Raw genomic sequence first — 18937 nt, 5'->3', positions numbered from 1 at the left:
GACCTGATGAAAACCAAAGCGCTGCTACTGATCGCACTGGTCCCTGCCCTGCTCGCTGGCTGTGGCGGCAACCGTGCCGCCTACAAGCAACCACCGATCGAATCGGCGCTGGTGGAAGCCGTGCAGGATGATCGCGGCATGTATCTTGGCCTGCTCAAACAGATGCAGCAGCAAGGTGCCTACTACGCCTCGTTGGCGCATATCGACGCCTTCCGGCAGCGCTTCGGTGACAGTCCGGAACTGCGCATCCTGCAGGCCAACGCGCTGCGCGAAACCGGCGATGATGCAACCGCAACCGCCATTTACCGTGGTTTGACCAAAGGCGCACAAGCCGCGCCGGCCTGGCACGGGCTTGGGCTTATCGCAGCAGCCGCGCGTGACCATGCCGGTGCGCGACTTGCACTCGACAACGCGGTGCGTGCCGACCCACTGAATATCGCCTACCTCGGCGACCTGGGCTTCGCACTGTTGCAGGCCGGTCAAGTCGAACCGGCACGGGCGCCTCTGGCCAAGGCCGCCGAACTGGGGCCGGACAACATCCGCGCCATCTCCAATCTTGCGCTGTGGGCGTTGCTGTCCGGCCAGGCAACAACCGCAGAAAGCATGATGCAGCGGGCAAATCTACCGCCGGCAACCCGAAGCGAGATCTATCGCCTGGCGCAGACGTTGCGGCAACCGGTCGCCGCTGCCATTCCCGAAGCGGCGGCAGCGGGCAATACGACCGCCTTGGCTGCCCAGCAGCCAGCAACCAGGGCCACGCATGTGCCGCGCCCACCCGGCTCGATGCTTGATCGTTTCAGCCCCTCGTCGACCACTTCGCAGGAGGTAACGCCATGATCCGGACGGCAGCCATCGCAGCAGCAGTGCTGCTGTGCAGCTTCGGCAGTTGCGCATCAGCCGCGGCCCAGCACGCACCGTTGATCGAACGCATGGCCGATACCAGCACTGCAGCCAGCGCAAACACTGGCAGCACGGCGAGTGCAACAAGCGCTGCCACCGCAAGCCCACCGGTGGCGGCCACCAGCTTTGCCGACCTGCCACGTTCACAAGTGGGCGACACCACCCGCGCCCTGTTGCAGCTACAGGCTGACAGCACTCGCCCCGGCACCGCGCTGCCGATGCTCGGCGAGGCCGCCAGTCGCAGCTACCAACGTTACCTCAACAGCTTTGATCACCCCATCCCCGAGTACTTCGAGGCAGCACTCCCCAATCCCAAGCAAGGCGGCAGCCGCTGAGGCCAACCATGGACAGCCCGCGCCCGGCTTCACTTCCACCGTCACGCGCGCTACGCGATCTACCCAACACCATGCGTCAACGTGGCGGTGCAGGCCTGCCAATGCTGTTGCTGCTGCTCGGCCTGGTGGTGATACTCGGTCTGGTCGAGGTCGGCTACCTGTATTGGAGCAAGCGGGATGTGCAGAAGACCGCCGACCTGGCTGCGTTGGCGGGCGCGCAACGCCTCGAGCTGTGCACCACCGACTACAAGGACAACCTGGCCGCGCGCAACAACGCACTGACCGACAATCAGTTCGCCGGTCAACTGGCGATCAGCTGCGGCTACTGGGGCGCAGAGCTGGCACCGGGCGCCCGCTTTGTCGGCGTTGCCAACAACCGCCCCTTGAATGCGGTACAGGTCACCGCCTCACGGCAAGCTGTACCGCTGCTGGGCCAGCACACCTCCCTGCCGCGCATCAGCGCCACCGCCGTTGCCAAGCGCAGCTCCCCGCAGGCGGCATTCAGCGTCGGTTCGCGGCTGCTCAACACCAACAGCAATGCGCCGCTGCAGGGGATATTGCGATTGGTCGGCGTCGATCTGACCCAGACCCAGATCGCCAGCTACCAGGGCCTGGCCAACGTCAAGATCACCCCCAGGGGGCTGCTGCAGGCATTGGGCATCCCGGTAGCCACCGACATCAACGTCGGTGAATTGAACAGCCTGCTTGCCGCCAACCAGGTCTCCGTCGGCAGGCTGCTGGAAGTGATGGCCAGCTTGGCAAACCAGCAGGGACTGGCCGGCGTCGACCTGCGCCTGCTGCAGCAGAAGCTGCTTGGCGCCGGTATCAGCAACGCGCTGGTGCAGTTGGGCTCCACCGCCAGCAGCGCGGGCCTGTTCGCCAAGATCGCCGGCGGCAGCGAAGCGGCCAACGGCGCGCTGGATGTGGACCTCAATGCCCTCGACCTGCTTGGCACCAGCATCTCCATCGCCAACTCCAAGCACGCCGTCGAGATTCCGCAGCTGGACGTCCTCGGCCTGCTCAAAGCCAAGGCCAGCATTGTCGAGCCTGCCTCGATCGGCATCGGCCCGGTTGGAACCACCGCCTACAACAGCCAGGTGCGGCTGTTCCTGGATATCGACTCGCAACGGATTCCCGCACTTGGCACGGTACTGAACTGGTTGGGCACGCGCATCAAACTGCCCACCTACATCGACGTGATCGACGGGTTCGGCCAACTCACCGCCATCGATTGTTCAACCCAACCGGCGACGGCCAAGGTCGACGTCACCAGCGCCATCGCCAACGTCTGCATCGGCAAGGCCACCACACCATGGGACTCCACCCGTGAGCTGTGCCGCACCGGGCTTGGCAACGAGACCCTGGTCAGCCTGCTCGGCCGCGATGTGCTCAACAAGAAGATTTCGCTGGAAGCACTGTCACAGAGCGATCAGCTGACCTTGAGCGCTGGCCAGACCGGCACCGTCAAACCCAATGACCTGAAGGTGGGCAAGCTGGTATCGGACCTCGTCGATGCCTTGCTCGGCACCGTGCAGTCACTGTTCGCTCCACAGGGCAACAGCAGCGATGCGGCCAAGGATCTGGCCGTGCAGTATCTGGAAGCCACCAAGAAAAACGGCCTGTACCAGCCCGCCGTCGTGGTGCAGGCCCTGACCAATGGCAACAGCGATGCCAATCTCCCGGCACTTGGCAGTTGGACCACCGAGATCCCAACCTGCGACAGCTGGCTGCTGGGCTGCACGCCAAAGAAAGTGCAGGGCGACGTCTGGCAGGGCTTTCTCTACGAGACCACGATCAGCAAGCCCAGCGTGCTCGGCGGCCTGCTCGACGTACTCGGGCTGACATCCTGCCAGGGCCTGATCGCCGGCCTGGCCTTCAATGACTGCGTCAGCAATTCGCTGGCCAAGTACCTGCAGACCAAGCCCGGCGGCCTCAGCGGCAACGGCGGCTACAACCCGGTGACCGGCAGCGGAAGCTGCAGCAGCGTGCTCTGCCTGTTGCTCAAACCCGTCATCGACAACACCTTGCGGCCGCTGCTCGATGGCGTCGGCAACCTGCTGTCAAAGCTGCTGTCGGACGTCCTGGGCCTGCAGTTGGGCCGTACCGACGTGCACATGCAGTCGATCCAATGCGGCCGCAGCCAGCTGGTCGAATGAGCGCCTTCCCGAACAGTGCAGAAGCCCACGCCGCAAAGCTTTCCAGCGCCAGATCGCGTGCTATGCTCGGGTACGAACAAGGCGCATTCATGAAATGCGACGGCCATCGCAATTCGGGGGAATTACGGGGACTTATGAGAAGGATCGAAATGCTTCCGAGCCGGTTTGGCTGTGCACTACTCCTGGTCATTGGCGTGCTCACGGCACCGGTTGCGATGGCTGGCCGTTGGCAGCGCGGTGAAGCCGAGCTACCGGCCGCCCCCGCCAACAGCGAAGACAGCGCGGTGGGCAATACCGTGGCCGAGCTGAAACGCTTGATGGGCAACCAGGAACTTACCGAGCTGCGCACCACCTACAACGGTAACTACGGTGCCAGCCTGCTGTTCCATGCCGATTCGCTGAACTACTACGTGGCGCTGTTCCACGAGAAGGAATTCTGGCGGGTCATCCGCACCGACTCCGTCGAGAACGCCGAGACGCTTTATCTCACCTTCGCCGACCAGACCAAGCAGCTGGCCCAGGTCTATCTGGACACGATCCGGTTGCAGGCCGGCAAGGCTTACAGCGAGAAACTGGTGGCCATGAATGAGCGCCGCCTGCGCGGCCTGCAGCAGGAAGTGGAACAGCAACGCCAGCAGTCGCTGCAGGTCAGCAACGCCCTGCAGGAGCGCAAGCAGCAGGCGGTGGCGCTGAGCTCGGACCTGCGCGCCACCAACACCCAGCTGGAAGCCCTGAACCAGCAGATCAAGGCCTTGCAGGCGCAGCAGGTCAATCCCGAGTTGACCCTGCCAGCCACTCCCAGCGTGGCCCCGGCTACCGCGGCCACCCCGGTGCCCCCCGCCAGCCAGGAACCGGCCAGCCACCCCTGAGGCCCAGGCTCCGAGGAGAAGAAGACGCCGCCTTCCCCAGGAAAGGCGGCGTTTTTGTAGTGCCGAGCCATGCTCGGCAGGGCTCGCCCAGCATGGCATCAGCACGCGAAGCGCCTACCCCTCCCCAGCCCTCCCCTTCGCTACGCCAAAGGGAGGGAGCCGAGCGTAGTGCCGAGCCATGCTCGGCAGGGGGTCGCCCAACATGGCATCAGCGCGCGAAACGCCTACCCCTCCCCAGCCCCCCCCTTCGCTACGCCAAAGGGAGGGAGCCGAGCGTAGTGCCGAGCCATGCTCGGCAGGGCTCGCCCAGCATGGCATCAGCACGCGAAGCGCCCGCCCCTCCCCAGTCCTCCCCTTCGCTACGCCAAAGGGAGAGAGCCGAGCATAGTGCCGAGCCATGCTCGGCAAGGGCGTTACCGGGCAAACCCTTGCCGCGCATGCCTCGGCACTACCGGCTTTATCCGTGAAGCCCCTATCCAGCACCCTGCAACCGCCACACCCGTCATTTCCCCACCAGTTCCCACAGAGGTTGAGAACCCGCCCCGCCGTCGCCATAAAGGAAGTTCCTGACAGCAACGTAGCCAGCCATGAGCGATCTTCCCCACGTATTCGAGGCAACCACCGAAACCTTCGAGGCCGAAGTCCTGCAGAAATCGATGCAGACCCCGGTGCTGGTCGATTTCTGGGCCACCTGGTGCGGGCCATGCAAGAGCCTGGGGCCGATCCTGGAGAAGCTCGCCGGCGAGTACAACGGTGCGTTCGAGCTGGCCAAGGTCGACGTCGACAAGGAGCAACAGGTTGCCGCCGCCTTCCAGATCCGCTCGGTACCCACCGTTTTCCTGATCAAGGATGGGCAGATTGTCGATGGTTTCCCCGGCGCGATGCCGGAGGGCCAGCTGCGTGAATTCCTGACCCAGCACGGTGTAGTGCCCGCTGAAGCGGCGGCGGCCGTCGATGCTGAGATCCAGGCCTTGCCACTGGACCCGCAGGCCGAAGTCGCCGCATTGCGCGAGGCCATCGCCGCCGAGCCGGACAAAGCCGAGCTGAAACTCGACCTGGCCCTGGCACTGCTCAAGACCGGAGCAACCGCCGAGGCCGGGCAGTTGCTGGACGGCCTGCCGGCCAACCTCGCCACCGACGACCGCGCCATCCGCGCACGCGCGCGCCTGGACTTTGCCGCCGCCTTGCAGGACGCACCGGCCGCCGATCTCCTGGCAGCGCGCCTGCAGGCCGACGCGAATGACCTGGAAGCGCGTTACCTGCTGGGCATCCAGCAGCTGTTGGCAGGCGAGGATGAAGCTGCGCTGGAGCAATTCATCGAGATGCTGCGCATCGACCGCAGCTTCCGCGACAGCCTGCCCAAGAAAGCGTTGATCGACGCCTTCCGGGTGATCGAAGACGAAGACCTGGTGGGGCGCTACCGCCGCAAGATGTCTTCGCTACTGTTTTAACTTGGCGCCAGACAGTTCAATTTGCGTGTCAATTGCACGAAAATTGACAGCCCATCGTGGATGATCCGGCCGTGGCCCTCACCACGGCGCCTTGGATCGCATGATGATGAAGTTGCAAGCAGCACGATGTCAGCGTAACGGACACGCGTTTTTGGAGCCTAAGTGGCCGTGAGTAACATCGACGTTCGCCCATCCCTGGTGCAGCTGCTGGTCGCCTCATTGCTGCTGTGTTGGGCAACATTGGCCAGCGCCCAGGACTGGAACTACCGCGCGCGCCCCGGCGATACCCTGTGGGACCTGGGCGCACGCTACCTCAAGGCCGATGTGCAGTGGCAGCAGCTGCAGGCACATAACAGGATTGCAGATCCGTACCGGCTCGCGCCCGGCCAGACCCTGCGCTTCCCTATCGCCTGGTTGCGCGTACAGCCGGCACCGGCCCGGGTGGTCGCATTGCGCGGCCAGGTCCAGGTCAGCGATCCGGTCAACGGCACGCGCGCCTTGCAGGCCAACATGCTGCTGCCGATCGGCAGCCAGCTGCAGACCGGTGACGATGCCAGCGTCACCCTCAGCTTTGCCGATGATTCACGCCTGCAACTTCGCGAGAATTCGCTGCTGCAGCTGGACCAGCTCAGCAGCTATGGCGCCACCGGCATGGTGGATACCCGCATGCGCCTGCAACGCGGACGCAGCAGCAACCAGGTGACGCCAGCGCGCGGGCCGGCATCGCGCTACATCATCACCGCTCCGACCGCGACCAGCAGCGTGCGCGGCACCTTGTTCCGGGTGAACGCCGGCGACGAGGACAGTCCTGCAGCCACCGAGGTCGTCGAGGGTCGAGTGCAGGTAGGCAATCGCGCCGGCCAGCGGGTGATTGGTGGCGGCCACGCAACCCTGATCCGTGCAGCGGGCACCGCGCCAGCACAGCCGCGGCCCTTGCTGCCGGCCCCACAGCTGCTTGAATCACAATTGCGGCTGCAGCCACTGCCGTTGCTGGCTGCCTGGCAACCACTGGATGCGGCCAAGGGCTACCGGGTTGAAGTCGTACTGGCGGCGACACCAGACGTCGTACTGTTCGCCCGCGAGCTGGCAGAACCGCAGATCCGCATCGACAGCTTGCCGCCAGGCCAGCTGCGCCTGCTGGTCCGCGCCATCGACACCGATGGCGTCGAGGGCCTGGATGCCGAACATGATTTTTCGGTGCCCGAAGGCCTGCCCGCGCCGTTGACACTCGCGCCACTGCATGGACAGACCGTGCATCAGCTGCAGCCTCGCTTCCAGTGGGCCAAGGTTGCCGGCGCCACTGGCAGCGTGCTTCAGATCGCCGACAATCCAGACTTCCTGCACCCCTTGGTCGAACAACAGGCCCACAACCAGCAAGTGCGCATCCATAGCCCCCTGCCGGCGGGGAACTATTTCTGGCGACTGGCCTCAATCGATGCTGGCAACATGCCCGGCCGCTACGGCCAGGCATTGCCGCTGCAACTCAGTGATGTGCCCGTTGCGACACCTCTGGACTCGACCAGGGGCCAAAAGGGCCTGCTGACCCTGCGCTGGCCGGCCGACAGCGCCGCCCAGCACTATCGCGTGCAGATCTCGCGCAAGGCAGACTTCTCCCGACTGCTGCTGGATGAACACGTGGACATCCCCGAGATCGCATTCAAGCACCCCTGGCGTGGCGGCACCCTGCACGTGCGTGTGCAGAGCATCGAAGACGATGGCTATGCCAGCACCTTCTCCACGCCGCAGCAGATCCAGCTGCGCTGCCGGCTCTGCTATGGCGCCGGCGCCGGCGCCTTGTTGCTGCTCGCCTTATGAGGCCACTACGGCCGCGTTGGCAGGTAAGGCTGCTGTTTGTACTCGGCTGCGCGCTTGTGGTCGGCTGGCTCAGCCATGCCCGGGTGTTCTGGCAACAGGACGTGGCCAGCTACGATCTGTTGGTGGGCGACTGGGAGTACCCGCCCGACCCCCGCCTGGCGATCATTGCCATCGATGACCGCAGCCTGCAGCAACTTGGGCAGTGGCCGTGGCCACGCAGCACCCATGCGCAGCTGTTGGATCGCCTGCACCAAGCGGGCGTGGAGCGTGTTGCGCTGGACCTGATGCTCCCCGACGCAGATCGCAAGGATGCCAGCCAGGACAAGGCCTTGGCGGCCGCGATCCACCGCAACGGGCGGGTCGTGCTGCCGGTACTGGCCGCACCGACCAGTGACGAAGCGGTACCCGAGGAACTGCTGCCCGTACCCGCCATTGCCAAAGCGGCAGCAACGCTCGCACACACCGATATCGAAGTGGATGGGGACGGCGTTGCACGCGGCGCCTACCTCAAGGCAGGCATCGGTTCACCACATTGGCCTGCATTGGGTGCCGCACTTGCCGGGATCAACGAGCCGCTACCGGGCATGGCCGATCCTTCGCCGCAGACCCTTTCTCCCTATCAATGGCATCGCGATCACTACGTGCGCCTGCGCTATGCCGGGCCGCCTGGCAGCTTTCCGCAGATGTCCTATGTCGACGTACTGGACGGCCGGATACCTGCCGATCTGCTGAAGGGCCGACTGGTCATCGTCGGCATGACTGCCAGCGGCATCGCCCCACGCCTGCTCACCCCGACGTCACGCGACAACTGGATGAGCGGCAGCGAATATCAAGCCAATGTCGCCTCCATGCTGCTGGCCGGCAACGCCATTCGCCCGCTGCCACCGTTGCTGCAGACTGCAATCACCATGGCGCTGGTGGCACTGGGTGCGCTGGGCATCACTTCCGCCATCCGCCAACGTTGGCTGCTGGGCGCACTGGCCATCCCTGCTCCGATACTGCTGAGCCTGGCTCTGCTCCATGGCGCCAACCTGTGGTTCGCACCCGTTGCGGCGACCGCGGGCTTCATCGGCATGCTGTTGTTCTGGACGCTATGGCAGATGCGCTACTGGCGCCGCCAAGCCAACCGTGACCCGCTCACCGGCCTGGCCAACCGCATGCGCTTTGAGGAGACGCTGCGGCGGGAAACCGATGCCGCGCGCCGTAGCGGCCGTCCCTTGACCCTGCTGCTGATCGATGTGGATCACTTCAAGAGCTGCAACGACAGCCACGGGCATTACGTCGGTGATCGCCTGCTGCGTTACCTGGGCCGCACCATCGAGGACATGGCGCGGCGTCCGCGCGACCTTGCCGCGCGCTTCGGTGGAGACGAGTTCGCCCTGATCCTGCCCGACACGCCGCCAGCCGGCGCCGAGCAGCTGGTGCAGAGCTTGATCAACCGTGTACGCCAGCTCAGCATCCCGATCGACAAGGCCCAGCACAGCAAGACCAGGACCACCGTCACCATCGGTGTTTGCAGCGTGCTGCCCGGTCCCGACGATGGCCCGGCACGCCTGTTCGAAGCCGCCGACGCTGCCTTGTACCAGGCCAAGCAGGCTGGCCGCGACGGCTACCACATCGCCCCGCCCTGGCCACACTGAATCCTTCCATACGCATGCGAATGCTAGACTCCGATTCCCCTGTCAGTCCGCATCCGCAATGAAAGCCAGCCTGTTCCGCCGCGGCATCAACCTGTGGCCTCCGTTCCTGTTCGCCGGCATCCACGTCACCGCCATCAGCGCCGACTACCGGTACGTGCGGGTCGAGCTGCGGCAACGGCCGTGGAACGTGAACTACGTGCGCACCCATTTCGGCGGCAGCCTGTTCGCGATGACCGACCCGTTCTGGATGTTGTGCCTGCTGCAGAACATGGGCAGCCGCTACTTCGTCTGGGACAAGGCCGGCACCATCGAGTTCCTCAAGCCCGGCCGTGGCGTGGTGTGGACCGAGTTCCGGCTCGATGACGCCACCCTCGATGAGGTGAGGGCGGCGACCGCGAATGGCGACAAGTACCTGCATTGGTTTGAGAATGACGTGCTCGATGCTAGCGGCGAGGTAGTAGCGCGCGTGCGCAAGCAGGTCTACGTGCGGCTCAAGCCGGACGCCCGCAAGCCGGATTGAGGCAGGGCAGCAACACAGATTTCTCTGAACGCAGCCGTTCCAGCGTTCAGCGGCGCACATACGGAAGACACCCGAACGCTACAATTCGCGGATGTCGCCTGAAGCCGTCTCCCCCGCCCCCCGCCCCTCCCTGCAACGTCTTTTCCTCACCGGCCTGCTGACCCTGCTGCCGATCTGGTTGACCTGGGTGGTCGTCAAATTCGTGTTCGTCCTGCTCTCGGGCATCAGCAGCCCGTTGATCGTGCCGTTGTCCGAGCGCATTGCCGCCTCGTTCCCGGACTATCTGGGCTGGATCAAGGTCGAATGGATGCAGGACATCACCGCCCTGCTGGCCACCTTGCTGGTGATCCTGCTGGTCGGCATCCTCAGCCGCCGTGTGATCGGCCAACAGCTGCTGCGTTGGTTCGGCGCGGTGATCCGCCGCATCCCCCTGGCCAGCATCATCTATGACAGCGCCAAGAAGCTGCTGGACATCCTGCAGACCAAGCCCGGCAGCACCCAGCGTGTGGTACTGATCGACTTCCCGCACCGGGATATGAAGTCCATCGGCCTGGTCACCCGGGTGCTCAAGGAGCAGGGCACCGGCCGCGAACTGGCCGCCGTGTATGTGCCCACCACCCCCAACCCGACCTCCGGCTACCTGGAGATCGTCCCGGTGGAGATGCTCACCCCCACCGACTGGACCGTGGACCAGGCCATGAGCTTCATCATTTCCGGCGGTGCGGTCGCCCCGGACAGCGTGCCATTCACCCGCTCCGCCGACCGGTAAGCCCGATCCCATGCCTTGCGGTAATAACCACAGGGCATGGGACATAACCTGAGCTGTATCACTGGCGCGTGTTCATCCGCGCCACGACTGGTCGTCACCGCTGATATCGGGCAAGCTCCCGGGTCGATGTATTTGCGGAACACCTGATGCCTTACAGCCCGTTGCGCCTGCTTGCGCTTGCCATTGCCTCGATCATGACGCTGTCCGTCGCGGCCCCTGCCGACGCGGCGAAGAAGAAAACCCAGCGCCAGTCAGCGCCGCAGAGCCGCGCCGCCAAGCCCCGCACCACGCCGCGCCCGGCCCCGCGCCGACCGGCCGCAGTGCCGCTGCCGATCAAGCAGGACAACGCCGCCAAGCTCAACCGCATCTATGACGAGTACTGGGATGCCTCGATGCGGCTGAACCCGTTGCAGGCCACCTTCCAGGGCGACCAGCGCTACAACGACCAGCTACCCAACTTCCTGTCCGCGGCCTCGCGCCAGCAATCGCATGACTTCATGGTCGAATGGCTGGGCAAGGTCCAGGCCGTCGGCGCCACCGGCCTGCAGGGCCAGGACCTGCTGAGTTACGAAATCTTCGTGCGTGACGCGCAGGTCTCGCTGGCCGGCGAGCAGTACCCGACCTGGATGCTGCCGATCAACCAGTACTACAACCTGTCCAGCATCATCGCGGTGCTGGGCTCGGGTGCCGGCGCGCAGCCGTTCCGCACGGTCAAGGACTACGAGAACTGGTCCAAGCGTTCGCTCGGCATCCCCGCACTGTTCGACCAGGCCATCGCCAACATGCGCGAAGGCAAGGCCGCCGGCGTGGTGCAGCCGCGCGCACTGATGGAGAAAGTGCTGCCGCAGCTGGACGCGGTGATCAAACCCACGGCGGAGGAGAGCCTCTTCTGGGGCCCGATCCGCAACATGCCCGAGGACTTCTCCGCCGAAGACAAGGCCAGGCTCACTGCCGAGTACAAGCGCATGATCGAGAACCGGATCATGCCGGCCTATCGTTCGTTGCGCGGCTTCATCGCCACCGACTACATGGCCGCTGCACGCAGCACCGATGGCATGGCCGCCCTGCCCAATGGCCGCGCCTGGTATGCACACAATGTTGCCAGCAGCACCTCGCCGGCACGCACACCGGCCGAGATCCACGCGCTTGGCGAGCAGGAGGTCAAGGACCTGCAGGCCCGCATCGATGCGGTGATGAAGCAGGCCAGGATCCGCGGCTCGCAGCAGAAAGCCTTTACCGCGATGCGCAATGACCGCCAGTTCGTATTCCGCGATGCCAACGCCCTGCTTGCCTACTATGCCGAGACTGGCCGCCGGGTAAACGCAGCGGTACCCACCCTGTTCAACGAACAGCCCAAGGCCAGCCTGGAAATCAAGGCGGTCGACGCCGAGCGCGCCGCCACCTCCAGCGCCGCCAGCTACCAGCCGGGCAGCGCCGATGGCCAACAACCCGGCGTGCTCTACGTCAACACCAGCGACCTGCCCTCACGCAAACGCTGGGCAGTGACCATGCAATACCTGCATGAAGCCATTCCCGGCCATCACTACCAGTTGGGCGCACAACAGGAACTGGCCGCCTTGCCACGCTTCCGCCGCCTCGGTGGCGATGTTGCCTATGTCGAAGGCTGGGGCCTGTACGCCGAATCGCTGGGCCAGGAACTGGGCCTGTACAGCGACCCCTACGACCAGCTCGGCTATCTGCAGACCACCTTGCTGCGCACCGTGCGCCTGGTCGCCGACACCGGTCTGAATGCCGCCGGCTGGACCCGCCAGCAGGCCACCGAGTACATGGTCAAGAACGCCGACATCCCGGCCGCCGATGCCGCCTCCGAGGTCGAGCGCTTCATGGCCTTGCCCGGCCAGACCCTGGCCTACCGCGTAGGCGAGATCAAGATCCGCCTGCTGCGTGACAAGGCCAAGGCCGAACTCGGTGATCGCTTCGACCCGCGCGAGTTCCATCATGAAATCCTCAAGGACGGTTCCATGCCACTGGAGATCCTTGAAGCCAAAATCGACCGTTGGATCGCCAGCAAGAAAGCCTGATCACCTACCCAGGAGCCACCATGCCACGCTGGAAACCTCGACTCGCCCTGCTCTGCCTGTTCGCGTGCTCCAGCCTGGCCGCTGCTACCCCCTTGGCCCCGCCTGATCCGGGCATCGACGGCTTGATGCAGCACTACGACGGCCAGGTGCCCGGCGCTTCGGTGCTGGTTTTGAAAGATGGCCAGCCCGCGTTCCGCCGCAGCTACGGACTGGCCGTGGTCGAAGACGGCACTGCGGTTACTCCAGCCAGCAATTTCCGCCTGGCCTCGGTCAGCAAGCAGTTCACCGCCGCGGCAATCCTGCTGTTGGCCGAAGACGGCAAGCTGGGCATCGACGATCCGCTGAAGAAGTGGCTGCCCAGCCTGCCCGCCGTCGCCGACACGATGACCTTACGGCAGCTGCTCAGCCATACCAGCGGCCTGCTCGACTACGAAGAGCTGATGGACCCGGCTGATACCCGCCAGGTCCATGATGCCGACGTGCTGCAGCTGCTGCAGAAAGAGAACCGGGCGTACTTCACGCCCGGCAGTGACTACCGCTACAGCAACAGCGGCTATGCCTTGCTGGCGCTGGTGGTGGGCAAGGCATCCGGCAGCGACTTCGCCAGCTTCCTGCGCCAGCGCATCTTCCTGCCGCTGGGCATGAGCAACACCTACGCGCATCAGGACGGCGTCGATGAGGTGCCCAATCGCGCCTATGGCTACAGCCAGATCGATGGCCGCTGGCAGCGTACCGACCAGAGCAGCACCAGCGCCGTGCTCGGCGATGGCGGCATCTATTCCTCGATCGACGACCTGGCCAAGTGGGATGCGGCGTTGTACGACGAGCGCTTATTGAAGGCCAGTTCACTGCAACTTGCCTTCAGCCCGGCGACAAAGACCAGCGAACCCGACGTCCCGTTCTATGGCTTCGGCTGGCGCATCAATGGCGATGCGCTGTGGCATAGCGGCGAAAGCATCGGCTTCCGCAATGTGATCGTGCGCTACCCAAAGCAGAAGCTGACGGTCATCGTGTTGAGCAACCGCAATGAACCCGAACCCTACGCACTGGCCATCGACATCGCCCGGCGCTGGCTGGATGCTGCGCGATGAGTCTGCTTGGCATCCATCATGTCGCGGTCATCGCAGCGGACTATGTGCGTTCGCGTGACTTCTACGTGCGCATTCTCGGCCTGGAAGTGATCGCCGAGAACTACCGCAGCGAGCGTGACTCCTGGAAGCTGGACCTGCGCCTGCCCGATGGCAGCCAACTGGAATTATTCTCCTTCCCAAATCCTCCCGCACGCCCCAGTCGGCCTGAAGCCCGCGGACTGCGCCATCTCGCCTTCCGTGTTGCAGCGCTGGACGATGTAGTAGCCCACCTGCAACGCGAAGGCGTGGCCTGCGAGCCGATACGCGTGGACGAATTCACCGGCAGCCGCTTCACCTTCTTCGCCGACCCCGACGACCTGCCGCTCGAGCTCTACGAAACCCCCACCCTGTAGTGCCGAGCCATGCTCGGCAGGAGCTTTCCCGGCAACACATCCGCGCAACGGATTGCAGGAACGGCGTAAGCCACGAAGCCAAAGCAAGATCAACGGCGATGGAGCTACCCCTCCCCAACCCTCCCCTACGCCTACGGCGCAAGGGAGGGAGCGTAGAGCCATGCTCGGCAGTTGCTTTCCCAGCAACACATCAGCGCCTCAGATTGTGGGAACGGCGTAAGCCGCGAAGCCAAAACAAGATCAAAAGCGATAAATCCAACCTCTCCCCAACCCTCCCCTTGGCCTTCGGCCAAAGAGAGGGGGCAACAACAGGTCACATTCCGACCGTTACCACGTCCCTGGACCTAGTGACTTCCGGCGCATTGCCGTAATCCCGGCTGTAGCTGAATGTGACAGCCATCATCCAAGGAGAGGTTCGGTCCCCATGCTGCAGATCCGTGGTTTGTCGAAAACCTACGCCAATGGCGTACACGCACTCAAAAATGTCGATCTCGACATCCCGCGCGGCATGTTCGGCCTGCTCGGCCCCAATGGCGCCGGCAAGTCCTCCTTGATGCGCACCCTGGCCACGCTGCAGGAAGCCGACACCGGCAGCGCCACCTTGACCACCGCCGATGGCGCCAGCATCGACATCCTGCGCGACAAGGATGCGCTGCGCCGCAAGCTGGGCTACCTGCCACAGGATTTCGGCGTCTATCCGAAGGTCAGCGCGCTGGACCTGCTCGACCATTTCGCCGTGCTCAAGGGCCTGACCGCACGCAAGCAGCGCAAGGAAGTGGTCGAAGCACTGCTGCAGCAGGTCAACCTGTGGGATGCACGCAAGCGCAAGCTGGGTACCTATTCCGGCGGCATGCGCCAGCGTTTCGGCATCGCCCAGGCGCTGCTGGGCAATCCGCAGCTGGTGATCGTCGATGAGCCCACCGCCGGCCTCGACCCGGAGGAACGCAACCGCTTCCTCAACCTGCTCGCCGAAATCGGCGAGAACGTGGCGGTGATCCTGTCCACGCACATCGTCGAGGACGTCACCGACCTGTGCCCGACCATGGCCATCATGAACAAGGGGCAGGTGCTGCTGACCGGGCGCCCGGCCGATGCCATCAATGCCCTGCAGGCGCAGGTCTGGCGCAAGCAGGTGGCCAAGACCGCGCTGCCTGACTACGAAAGCCGTTTCACCGTGCTGTCGACGCGACTGGTTGGCGGCCACCCGGTGATCCATGTATTCGCCGACAACTGCCCTGAAGCAGGCTTCGAACCGGTTGCGCCCGGCCTCGAGGACGTCTACTTCCAGCGGCTGCGCCTGCAGGCGCAGGCCGCCTGACGGAGACGACCATGACCCTCGCCTTCCTGCGCTTCGAGCTGCGCGAGCAGCTGCGTTCTCCCTTGTTGTGGCTGCTTGCGGTGCTGTTCGCCCTGCTCGCCTTCGGCGCCGCCTCCAGCGATGCCGTCCAGATCGGCGGCGGCATCGGCAACGTGCACCGCAATGCACCCTCGGTGATCGCCAGCTTCATGACCTCCTTCACCCTGCTCGGGTTGCTGGTGGTTACCTTGTTCGTCAGCAACGCATTGCTGCGCGACTTCGAACTGGGCACGTCCGAGCTGGTGTTCTCCAGCCCGATCAAGCGCCGCGACTACCTGCTTGGGCGGCTTGGCGCGGCCCTGCTGGCCAGCCTGCTGATGTACGTGATCATCGGCATCGGGTTGTTCATCGCCCAGTTCATGCCGTGGATCGATGCCGCGCGGCTGGGACCAGTATCACTGCGGCCCTATCTTTGGTCGTTCGTCTTCATGGTGCTGCCGAACGTACTGTTCACTACCGCCCTGCTGTCCGTGCTGGCGGTCACCACCCGCAACATCCTGTGGGTCTATATCGGCGTCATCGTGTTCTTCGTGCTGTACGGCGTCAGCCGCGCCCTGCTGGCCGACATCGATAACATGCGCATCGCCTCACTGCTCGATCCACTGGGCATGCGTGCGATGAGCCATGCAACGCGCTACTGGTCGGCCGAAGAGCGCAACACCGGCCTACCTGTGTTCACCGGCTACCTGCTGGAGAACCGCGTGCTGTGGCTGGCAGTGACCGGCGCCCTGTTCGCCGCGACATTCGCCCTGTTCCGCACCGAGCGCAGCGGTACCGGCCGCAAGCGGGGCAAGAAGGTAGCCAGTGTTGCTACCACCGACAGCAAGCGCAGCAATGTGGTCGCCCCCAAAGTCACCCCGAATTTCAACGCCTCGACCGGGTGGCGGCAGCTGCTGCGCCAGGTCGGGTTTGATGCCTTTGGTGTCTTCCGCAGTGCGCCCTTCCTGGTGTTGCTGGTGCTGGGCATGGCCAACTTCATCCCCACCGCCCTGCACCGCCGCACCATGTACGGCACGCCAAGCTGGCCGGTGACCTCGCAGATGCTGGAAGCACTGCAGGGCAGCTTCAGCTTCCTGCTGATCATCATCGTGCTGTTCTACGCCGGCGAACTGGTGTGGCGTGAACGCAGCGCGCGCATCGCAGGCATCAGCGACGCCATGCCGGTGCCGAACTGGGTGCCGCTGTTGGGCAAGTTCCTCACCTTGATCGCAGTGGTATTGGCGTTCCAGGCCGTCGGCGGGCTCACCGCCATCGCCATCCAGCTGAGCAAGGGTTACACCCAGATCGAGCCGCTGCTGTACTTCAAGACGCTGGCGCTGGACTCGGTGGTCTACATCCTGATGGGCGGCATGGCCTTGGTGCTGCAGGTGCTCAGCAACAACAAGTTCATGGGCTATGCGCTGCTGATCCTGTTGCTGATCGGGCAGTCGGTGCTGGGCATGCTCGACTACACCCAGAACCTGTACAACTTCGGCAGCTGGCCGATCGCCCCGTATTCGGACATGAACGGCTACGGCCATTTCCTGACCGGGCAGCTGGCCTTCCAGGGCTATTGGATGCTGTTCCTGCTGGTGTTGCTGTTGCTGTGCGCGGCCTTGTGGGTGCGCGGCGTGGACTCCGGCTGGCGGCAGCGCCTGCGATTGGCAAAACAGCGCCTGCGCGGCCCACTAGGTGCAGGTCTGGCAGCTGCCTCGCTGGCCTTCATCGCCTGCGGCGGTTGGCTGTACTGGAGCACCAACATCCGCAATGAATTTGTCTCGCCGGACCAGCAGCTCGACCTCCAGGCCCGCTACGAGCGCGACTATCGCAAGTACAAGGACCTGCCGCAGCCGCGCATCATCGCCATCGACAACAACGTCGACCTGCACCCGGAAACCCAGTCCGTGCGCATCGACGGCGTCTACCGCGTGCGCAATACCCATGCGACCGCCATCCCCGACATCCACGTCGCGATGGGCGATGACAAGACCCTGGCCAGCATCGAAATGGGCGGCGCCAAGCTGACCACCCACGATGAGGAACTGGGCTACCGCATCTATCACCTGGATGCACCGATGGCACCAGGCGAGGAACGCGATATCCGCTTCACTGTCGACATCCATCCCAACGGCATCACTTCCGACCAGGCACAGACCCAGATCGTCGACAACGGCAGCTTCTTCAACAGCCGTGTACTGCCGGCCTTTGGTTATGACAGCGGCGCGGAGATCAGCGACCGCAACGAACGTCGCAAGCGTGACCTCGGTGAACCGACGCGCATGCCCAAGCTGGAGGATGAGGCCGCGCGTGCCAATACCTACATCTCCAACGACTCGGACTGGCTGGATTTCCGCAGTACCGTCTGCACCGCACCGGACCAGATCGCCTTGGCACCGGGCTATCTGCAGAAGGAGTTCGAACGTGATGGCCGCCGCTGCTTCAGCTACGCCATGGACCGGCCGATGCTGAACTTCTACGCCTATCTGTCGGCACGCTGGCAGGTGAAGAAGGCCACGTACAAGAACATTCCGATCGAGATCTATTACGACGCCAAGCATCCGTACAACGTGGACCGGATGATCGAAGGTGTGCAGAAGTCACTGGCTTATTACGAAGCCAACTTCAGCCCGTACCAGCACAAACAGGTGCGCATCATCGAGTTCCCCGGCTACCAATCCTTCGCGCAGAGCTTTGCCAACACCATCCCGTACTCCGAGTCGATCGGCTTCATCGCCGACCTGCGCGACAAGGATGATGTCGACTATGTGTTCTATGTCACCGCGCATGAAGTGGCGCACCAGTGGTGGGCACACCAGGTGATCGGCGCCAACGTGCAGGGCGCGACCGTGCTGTCCGAGTCCTTGTCGCAGTACTCGGCCTTGATGGTGATGGAGAAGGAATACGGACGCGGCCACATGCGCCAGTTCCTGAAGGATGAGCTGGACAGATATCTATCTGGCCGCGGTGGCGAAGATGTCGAAGAACTGCCGCTGTACCGGGTGGAAAACCAGCAGTACATCCATTACCAGAAGGGTTCGCTGGTGTTCTATCGCCTGCGTGAGGAAATGGGCGAGGAAGCGCTGAACCGCGCCCTGTCCCGCTTCATCCAGGCCAAGGCCTTCCAGCAACCGCCGTATACCACCTCGGCTGAGCTGCTGGAGTTCATCCGCGCCGAAGCCAAGCCCGAGCAGCAGGGTCTGATCACCGACCTGTTCGAAAAGATCAGCTTCTACGACAACCGCGTGGTCGAGGCCAACGCCAGGACGCGTGCGGACGGCCGCTACGACGTGACCCTGCAGCTGCATGCGGACAAGCGTTACGCAGACGGCATGGGCAAGGAGACCGCGGGCACGCTGGACGACTGGATCGAGGTCGGCGTGTTCGCCAAGGGCGCCTCCGGCAAGGAACGCGATGAAAAGGTGCTGTACCTGCAGCGCCATCACATCACCGCCGCTGCCCCGAGCATCACCGTTACCGTCGACCAGAAGCCCGATGAGGCCGGCTTCGACCCGTACAACAAACTGATCGACCGGGTTTCGGCCGACAACCGCAAGCGGGTGACAGTGCAGTAAGCCTAAGAGGCGCAAAGCCCGCGCTTTTGCTTAAAGCCCTTCTCCCGCC

At 64.2% G+C, this 18937-nt stretch carries 14 protein-coding genes; all 14 read left to right on the top strand.

The genetic code is table 11. From position 1 onward, the window contains the following. Positions 1-6 precede the first annotated feature (6 nt). The 14 genes from ACVOLI_RS01660 (at position 7) to ACVOLI_RS01595 (ending at position 18888) form a co-directional block, all read left to right on the top strand. Positions 7-837, top strand: coding sequence for a tetratricopeptide repeat protein (locus ACVOLI_RS01660; RefSeq protein ID WP_481533265.1), 831 nt, complete (start codon positions 7-9; stop codon positions 835-837). Next, a complete protein-coding gene (locus tag ACVOLI_RS01655) occupies positions 834-1235 on the top strand; it encodes a DUF3613 domain-containing protein (RefSeq protein WP_481533264.1) in 402 nt (133 codons plus the stop codon). The genes ACVOLI_RS01660 and ACVOLI_RS01655 overlap by 4 nt, the downstream gene beginning before the upstream one ends. 8 nt (positions 1236-1243) lie before the next feature. Next, entirely contained in the window at positions 1244-3391 is a 2148-nt protein-coding gene (locus ACVOLI_RS01650) for a pilus assembly protein TadG-related protein (protein ID WP_481533263.1), read from the top strand. A gap of 149 nt (positions 3392-3540) precedes the next feature. Further along, positions 3541-4260: a DUF2968 domain-containing protein gene (locus ACVOLI_RS01645; RefSeq protein ID WP_481533262.1), complete on the top strand. Its 720-nt coding sequence runs from the start codon at positions 3541-3543 to the stop codon at positions 4258-4260. Positions 4261-4847: 587 nt separating this feature from the next. Beyond that, complete coding sequence (gene trxA, locus ACVOLI_RS01640) at positions 4848-5711, top strand: thioredoxin (RefSeq protein ID WP_481533261.1); 864 nt, start codon at positions 4848-4850, stop codon at positions 5709-5711. Positions 5712-5879: 168 nt separating this feature from the next. Further along, positions 5880-7526: a FecR family protein gene (locus ACVOLI_RS01635; RefSeq protein WP_481533260.1), complete on the top strand. Its 1647-nt coding sequence runs from the start codon at positions 5880-5882 to the stop codon at positions 7524-7526. Continuing rightward, positions 7523-9166, top strand: coding sequence for a CHASE2 domain-containing protein (locus ACVOLI_RS01630; RefSeq protein ID WP_481533259.1), 1644 nt, complete (start codon positions 7523-7525; stop codon positions 9164-9166). The genes ACVOLI_RS01635 and ACVOLI_RS01630 overlap by 4 nt, the downstream gene beginning before the upstream one ends. A 58-nt stretch (positions 9167-9224) precedes the next feature. Then, the gene (locus ACVOLI_RS01625; RefSeq protein ID WP_296245976.1) at positions 9225-9686 is read left to right on the top strand and encodes a DUF4442 domain-containing protein; all 462 of its coding nucleotides are present in this window, start codon (positions 9225-9227) and stop codon (positions 9684-9686) included. Between the two features lie 91 nt (positions 9687-9777). Further along, positions 9778-10455, top strand: coding sequence for a DUF502 domain-containing protein (locus tag ACVOLI_RS01620; protein WP_303749474.1), 678 nt, complete (start codon positions 9778-9780; stop codon positions 10453-10455). A 146-nt stretch (positions 10456-10601) separates the two neighbouring features. Then, complete coding sequence (locus ACVOLI_RS01615) at positions 10602-12497, top strand: DUF885 domain-containing protein (protein ID WP_481533258.1); 1896 nt, start codon at positions 10602-10604, stop codon at positions 12495-12497. Between the two features lie 20 nt (positions 12498-12517). Further along, the gene (locus ACVOLI_RS01610; RefSeq protein WP_481533257.1) at positions 12518-13588 is read left to right on the top strand and encodes a serine hydrolase domain-containing protein; all 1071 of its coding nucleotides are present in this window, start codon (positions 12518-12520) and stop codon (positions 13586-13588) included. Continuing rightward, the gene (gene gloA2, locus ACVOLI_RS01605; RefSeq protein ID WP_481533256.1) at positions 13585-13980 is read left to right on the top strand and encodes an SMU1112c/YaeR family gloxylase I-like metalloprotein; all 396 of its coding nucleotides are present in this window, start codon (positions 13585-13587) and stop codon (positions 13978-13980) included. Before ACVOLI_RS01610 ends, gloA2 begins: the two co-directional genes overlap by 4 nt. A 424-nt stretch (positions 13981-14404) precedes the next feature. Beyond that, positions 14405-15298, top strand: coding sequence for an ABC transporter ATP-binding protein (locus ACVOLI_RS01600; RefSeq protein ID WP_481533255.1), 894 nt, complete (start codon positions 14405-14407; stop codon positions 15296-15298). A gap of 11 nt (positions 15299-15309) precedes the next feature. After that, positions 15310-18888, top strand: coding sequence for a M1 family aminopeptidase (locus ACVOLI_RS01595; protein WP_481533254.1), 3579 nt, complete (start codon positions 15310-15312; stop codon positions 18886-18888). The last annotated feature ends 49 nt before the right edge of the window (positions 18889-18937 follow it).

Source organism: Stenotrophomonas sp. STEN029 (assembly GCF_056760015.1).
Note: the sequence above shows the minus strand (reverse complement) of the source record. Positions and strands in the feature narration are given on the sequence as shown.

What these genes read in the sequence shown, in the direction of transcription:
- ACVOLI_RS01660 (WP_481533265.1), top strand. Translation starts at nt 7, where the DNA reads ATGAAAACCAAAGCGCTGCTACTGATCGCACTGGTCCCTGCCCTGCTC.
- ACVOLI_RS01655 (WP_481533264.1), top strand. Translation starts at nt 834, where the DNA reads ATGATCCGGACGGCAGCCATCGCAGCAGCAGTGCTGCTGTGCAGCTTC.
- ACVOLI_RS01650 (WP_481533263.1), top strand. Translation starts at nt 1,244, where the DNA reads ATGGACAGCCCGCGCCCGGCTTCACTTCCACCGTCACGCGCGCTACGC.
- ACVOLI_RS01645 (WP_481533262.1), top strand. Translation starts at nt 3,541, where the DNA reads ATGCTTCCGAGCCGGTTTGGCTGTGCACTACTCCTGGTCATTGGCGTG.
- trxA (WP_481533261.1), top strand. Translation starts at nt 4,848, where the DNA reads ATGAGCGATCTTCCCCACGTATTCGAGGCAACCACCGAAACCTTCGAG.
- ACVOLI_RS01630 (WP_481533259.1), top strand. Translation starts at nt 7,523, where the DNA reads ATGAGGCCACTACGGCCGCGTTGGCAGGTAAGGCTGCTGTTTGTACTC.
- ACVOLI_RS01625 (WP_296245976.1), top strand. Translation starts at nt 9,225, where the DNA reads ATGAAAGCCAGCCTGTTCCGCCGCGGCATCAACCTGTGGCCTCCGTTC.
- ACVOLI_RS01620 (WP_303749474.1), top strand. Translation starts at nt 9,778, where the DNA reads ATGTCGCCTGAAGCCGTCTCCCCCGCCCCCCGCCCCTCCCTGCAACGT.
- ACVOLI_RS01615 (WP_481533258.1), top strand. Translation starts at nt 10,602, where the DNA reads ATGCCTTACAGCCCGTTGCGCCTGCTTGCGCTTGCCATTGCCTCGATC.
- ACVOLI_RS01610 (WP_481533257.1), top strand. Translation starts at nt 12,518, where the DNA reads ATGCCACGCTGGAAACCTCGACTCGCCCTGCTCTGCCTGTTCGCGTGC.
- gloA2 (WP_481533256.1), top strand. Translation starts at nt 13,585, where the DNA reads ATGAGTCTGCTTGGCATCCATCATGTCGCGGTCATCGCAGCGGACTAT.
- ACVOLI_RS01600 (WP_481533255.1), top strand. Translation starts at nt 14,405, where the DNA reads ATGCTGCAGATCCGTGGTTTGTCGAAAACCTACGCCAATGGCGTACAC.
- ACVOLI_RS01595 (WP_481533254.1), top strand. Translation starts at nt 15,310, where the DNA reads ATGACCCTCGCCTTCCTGCGCTTCGAGCTGCGCGAGCAGCTGCGTTCT.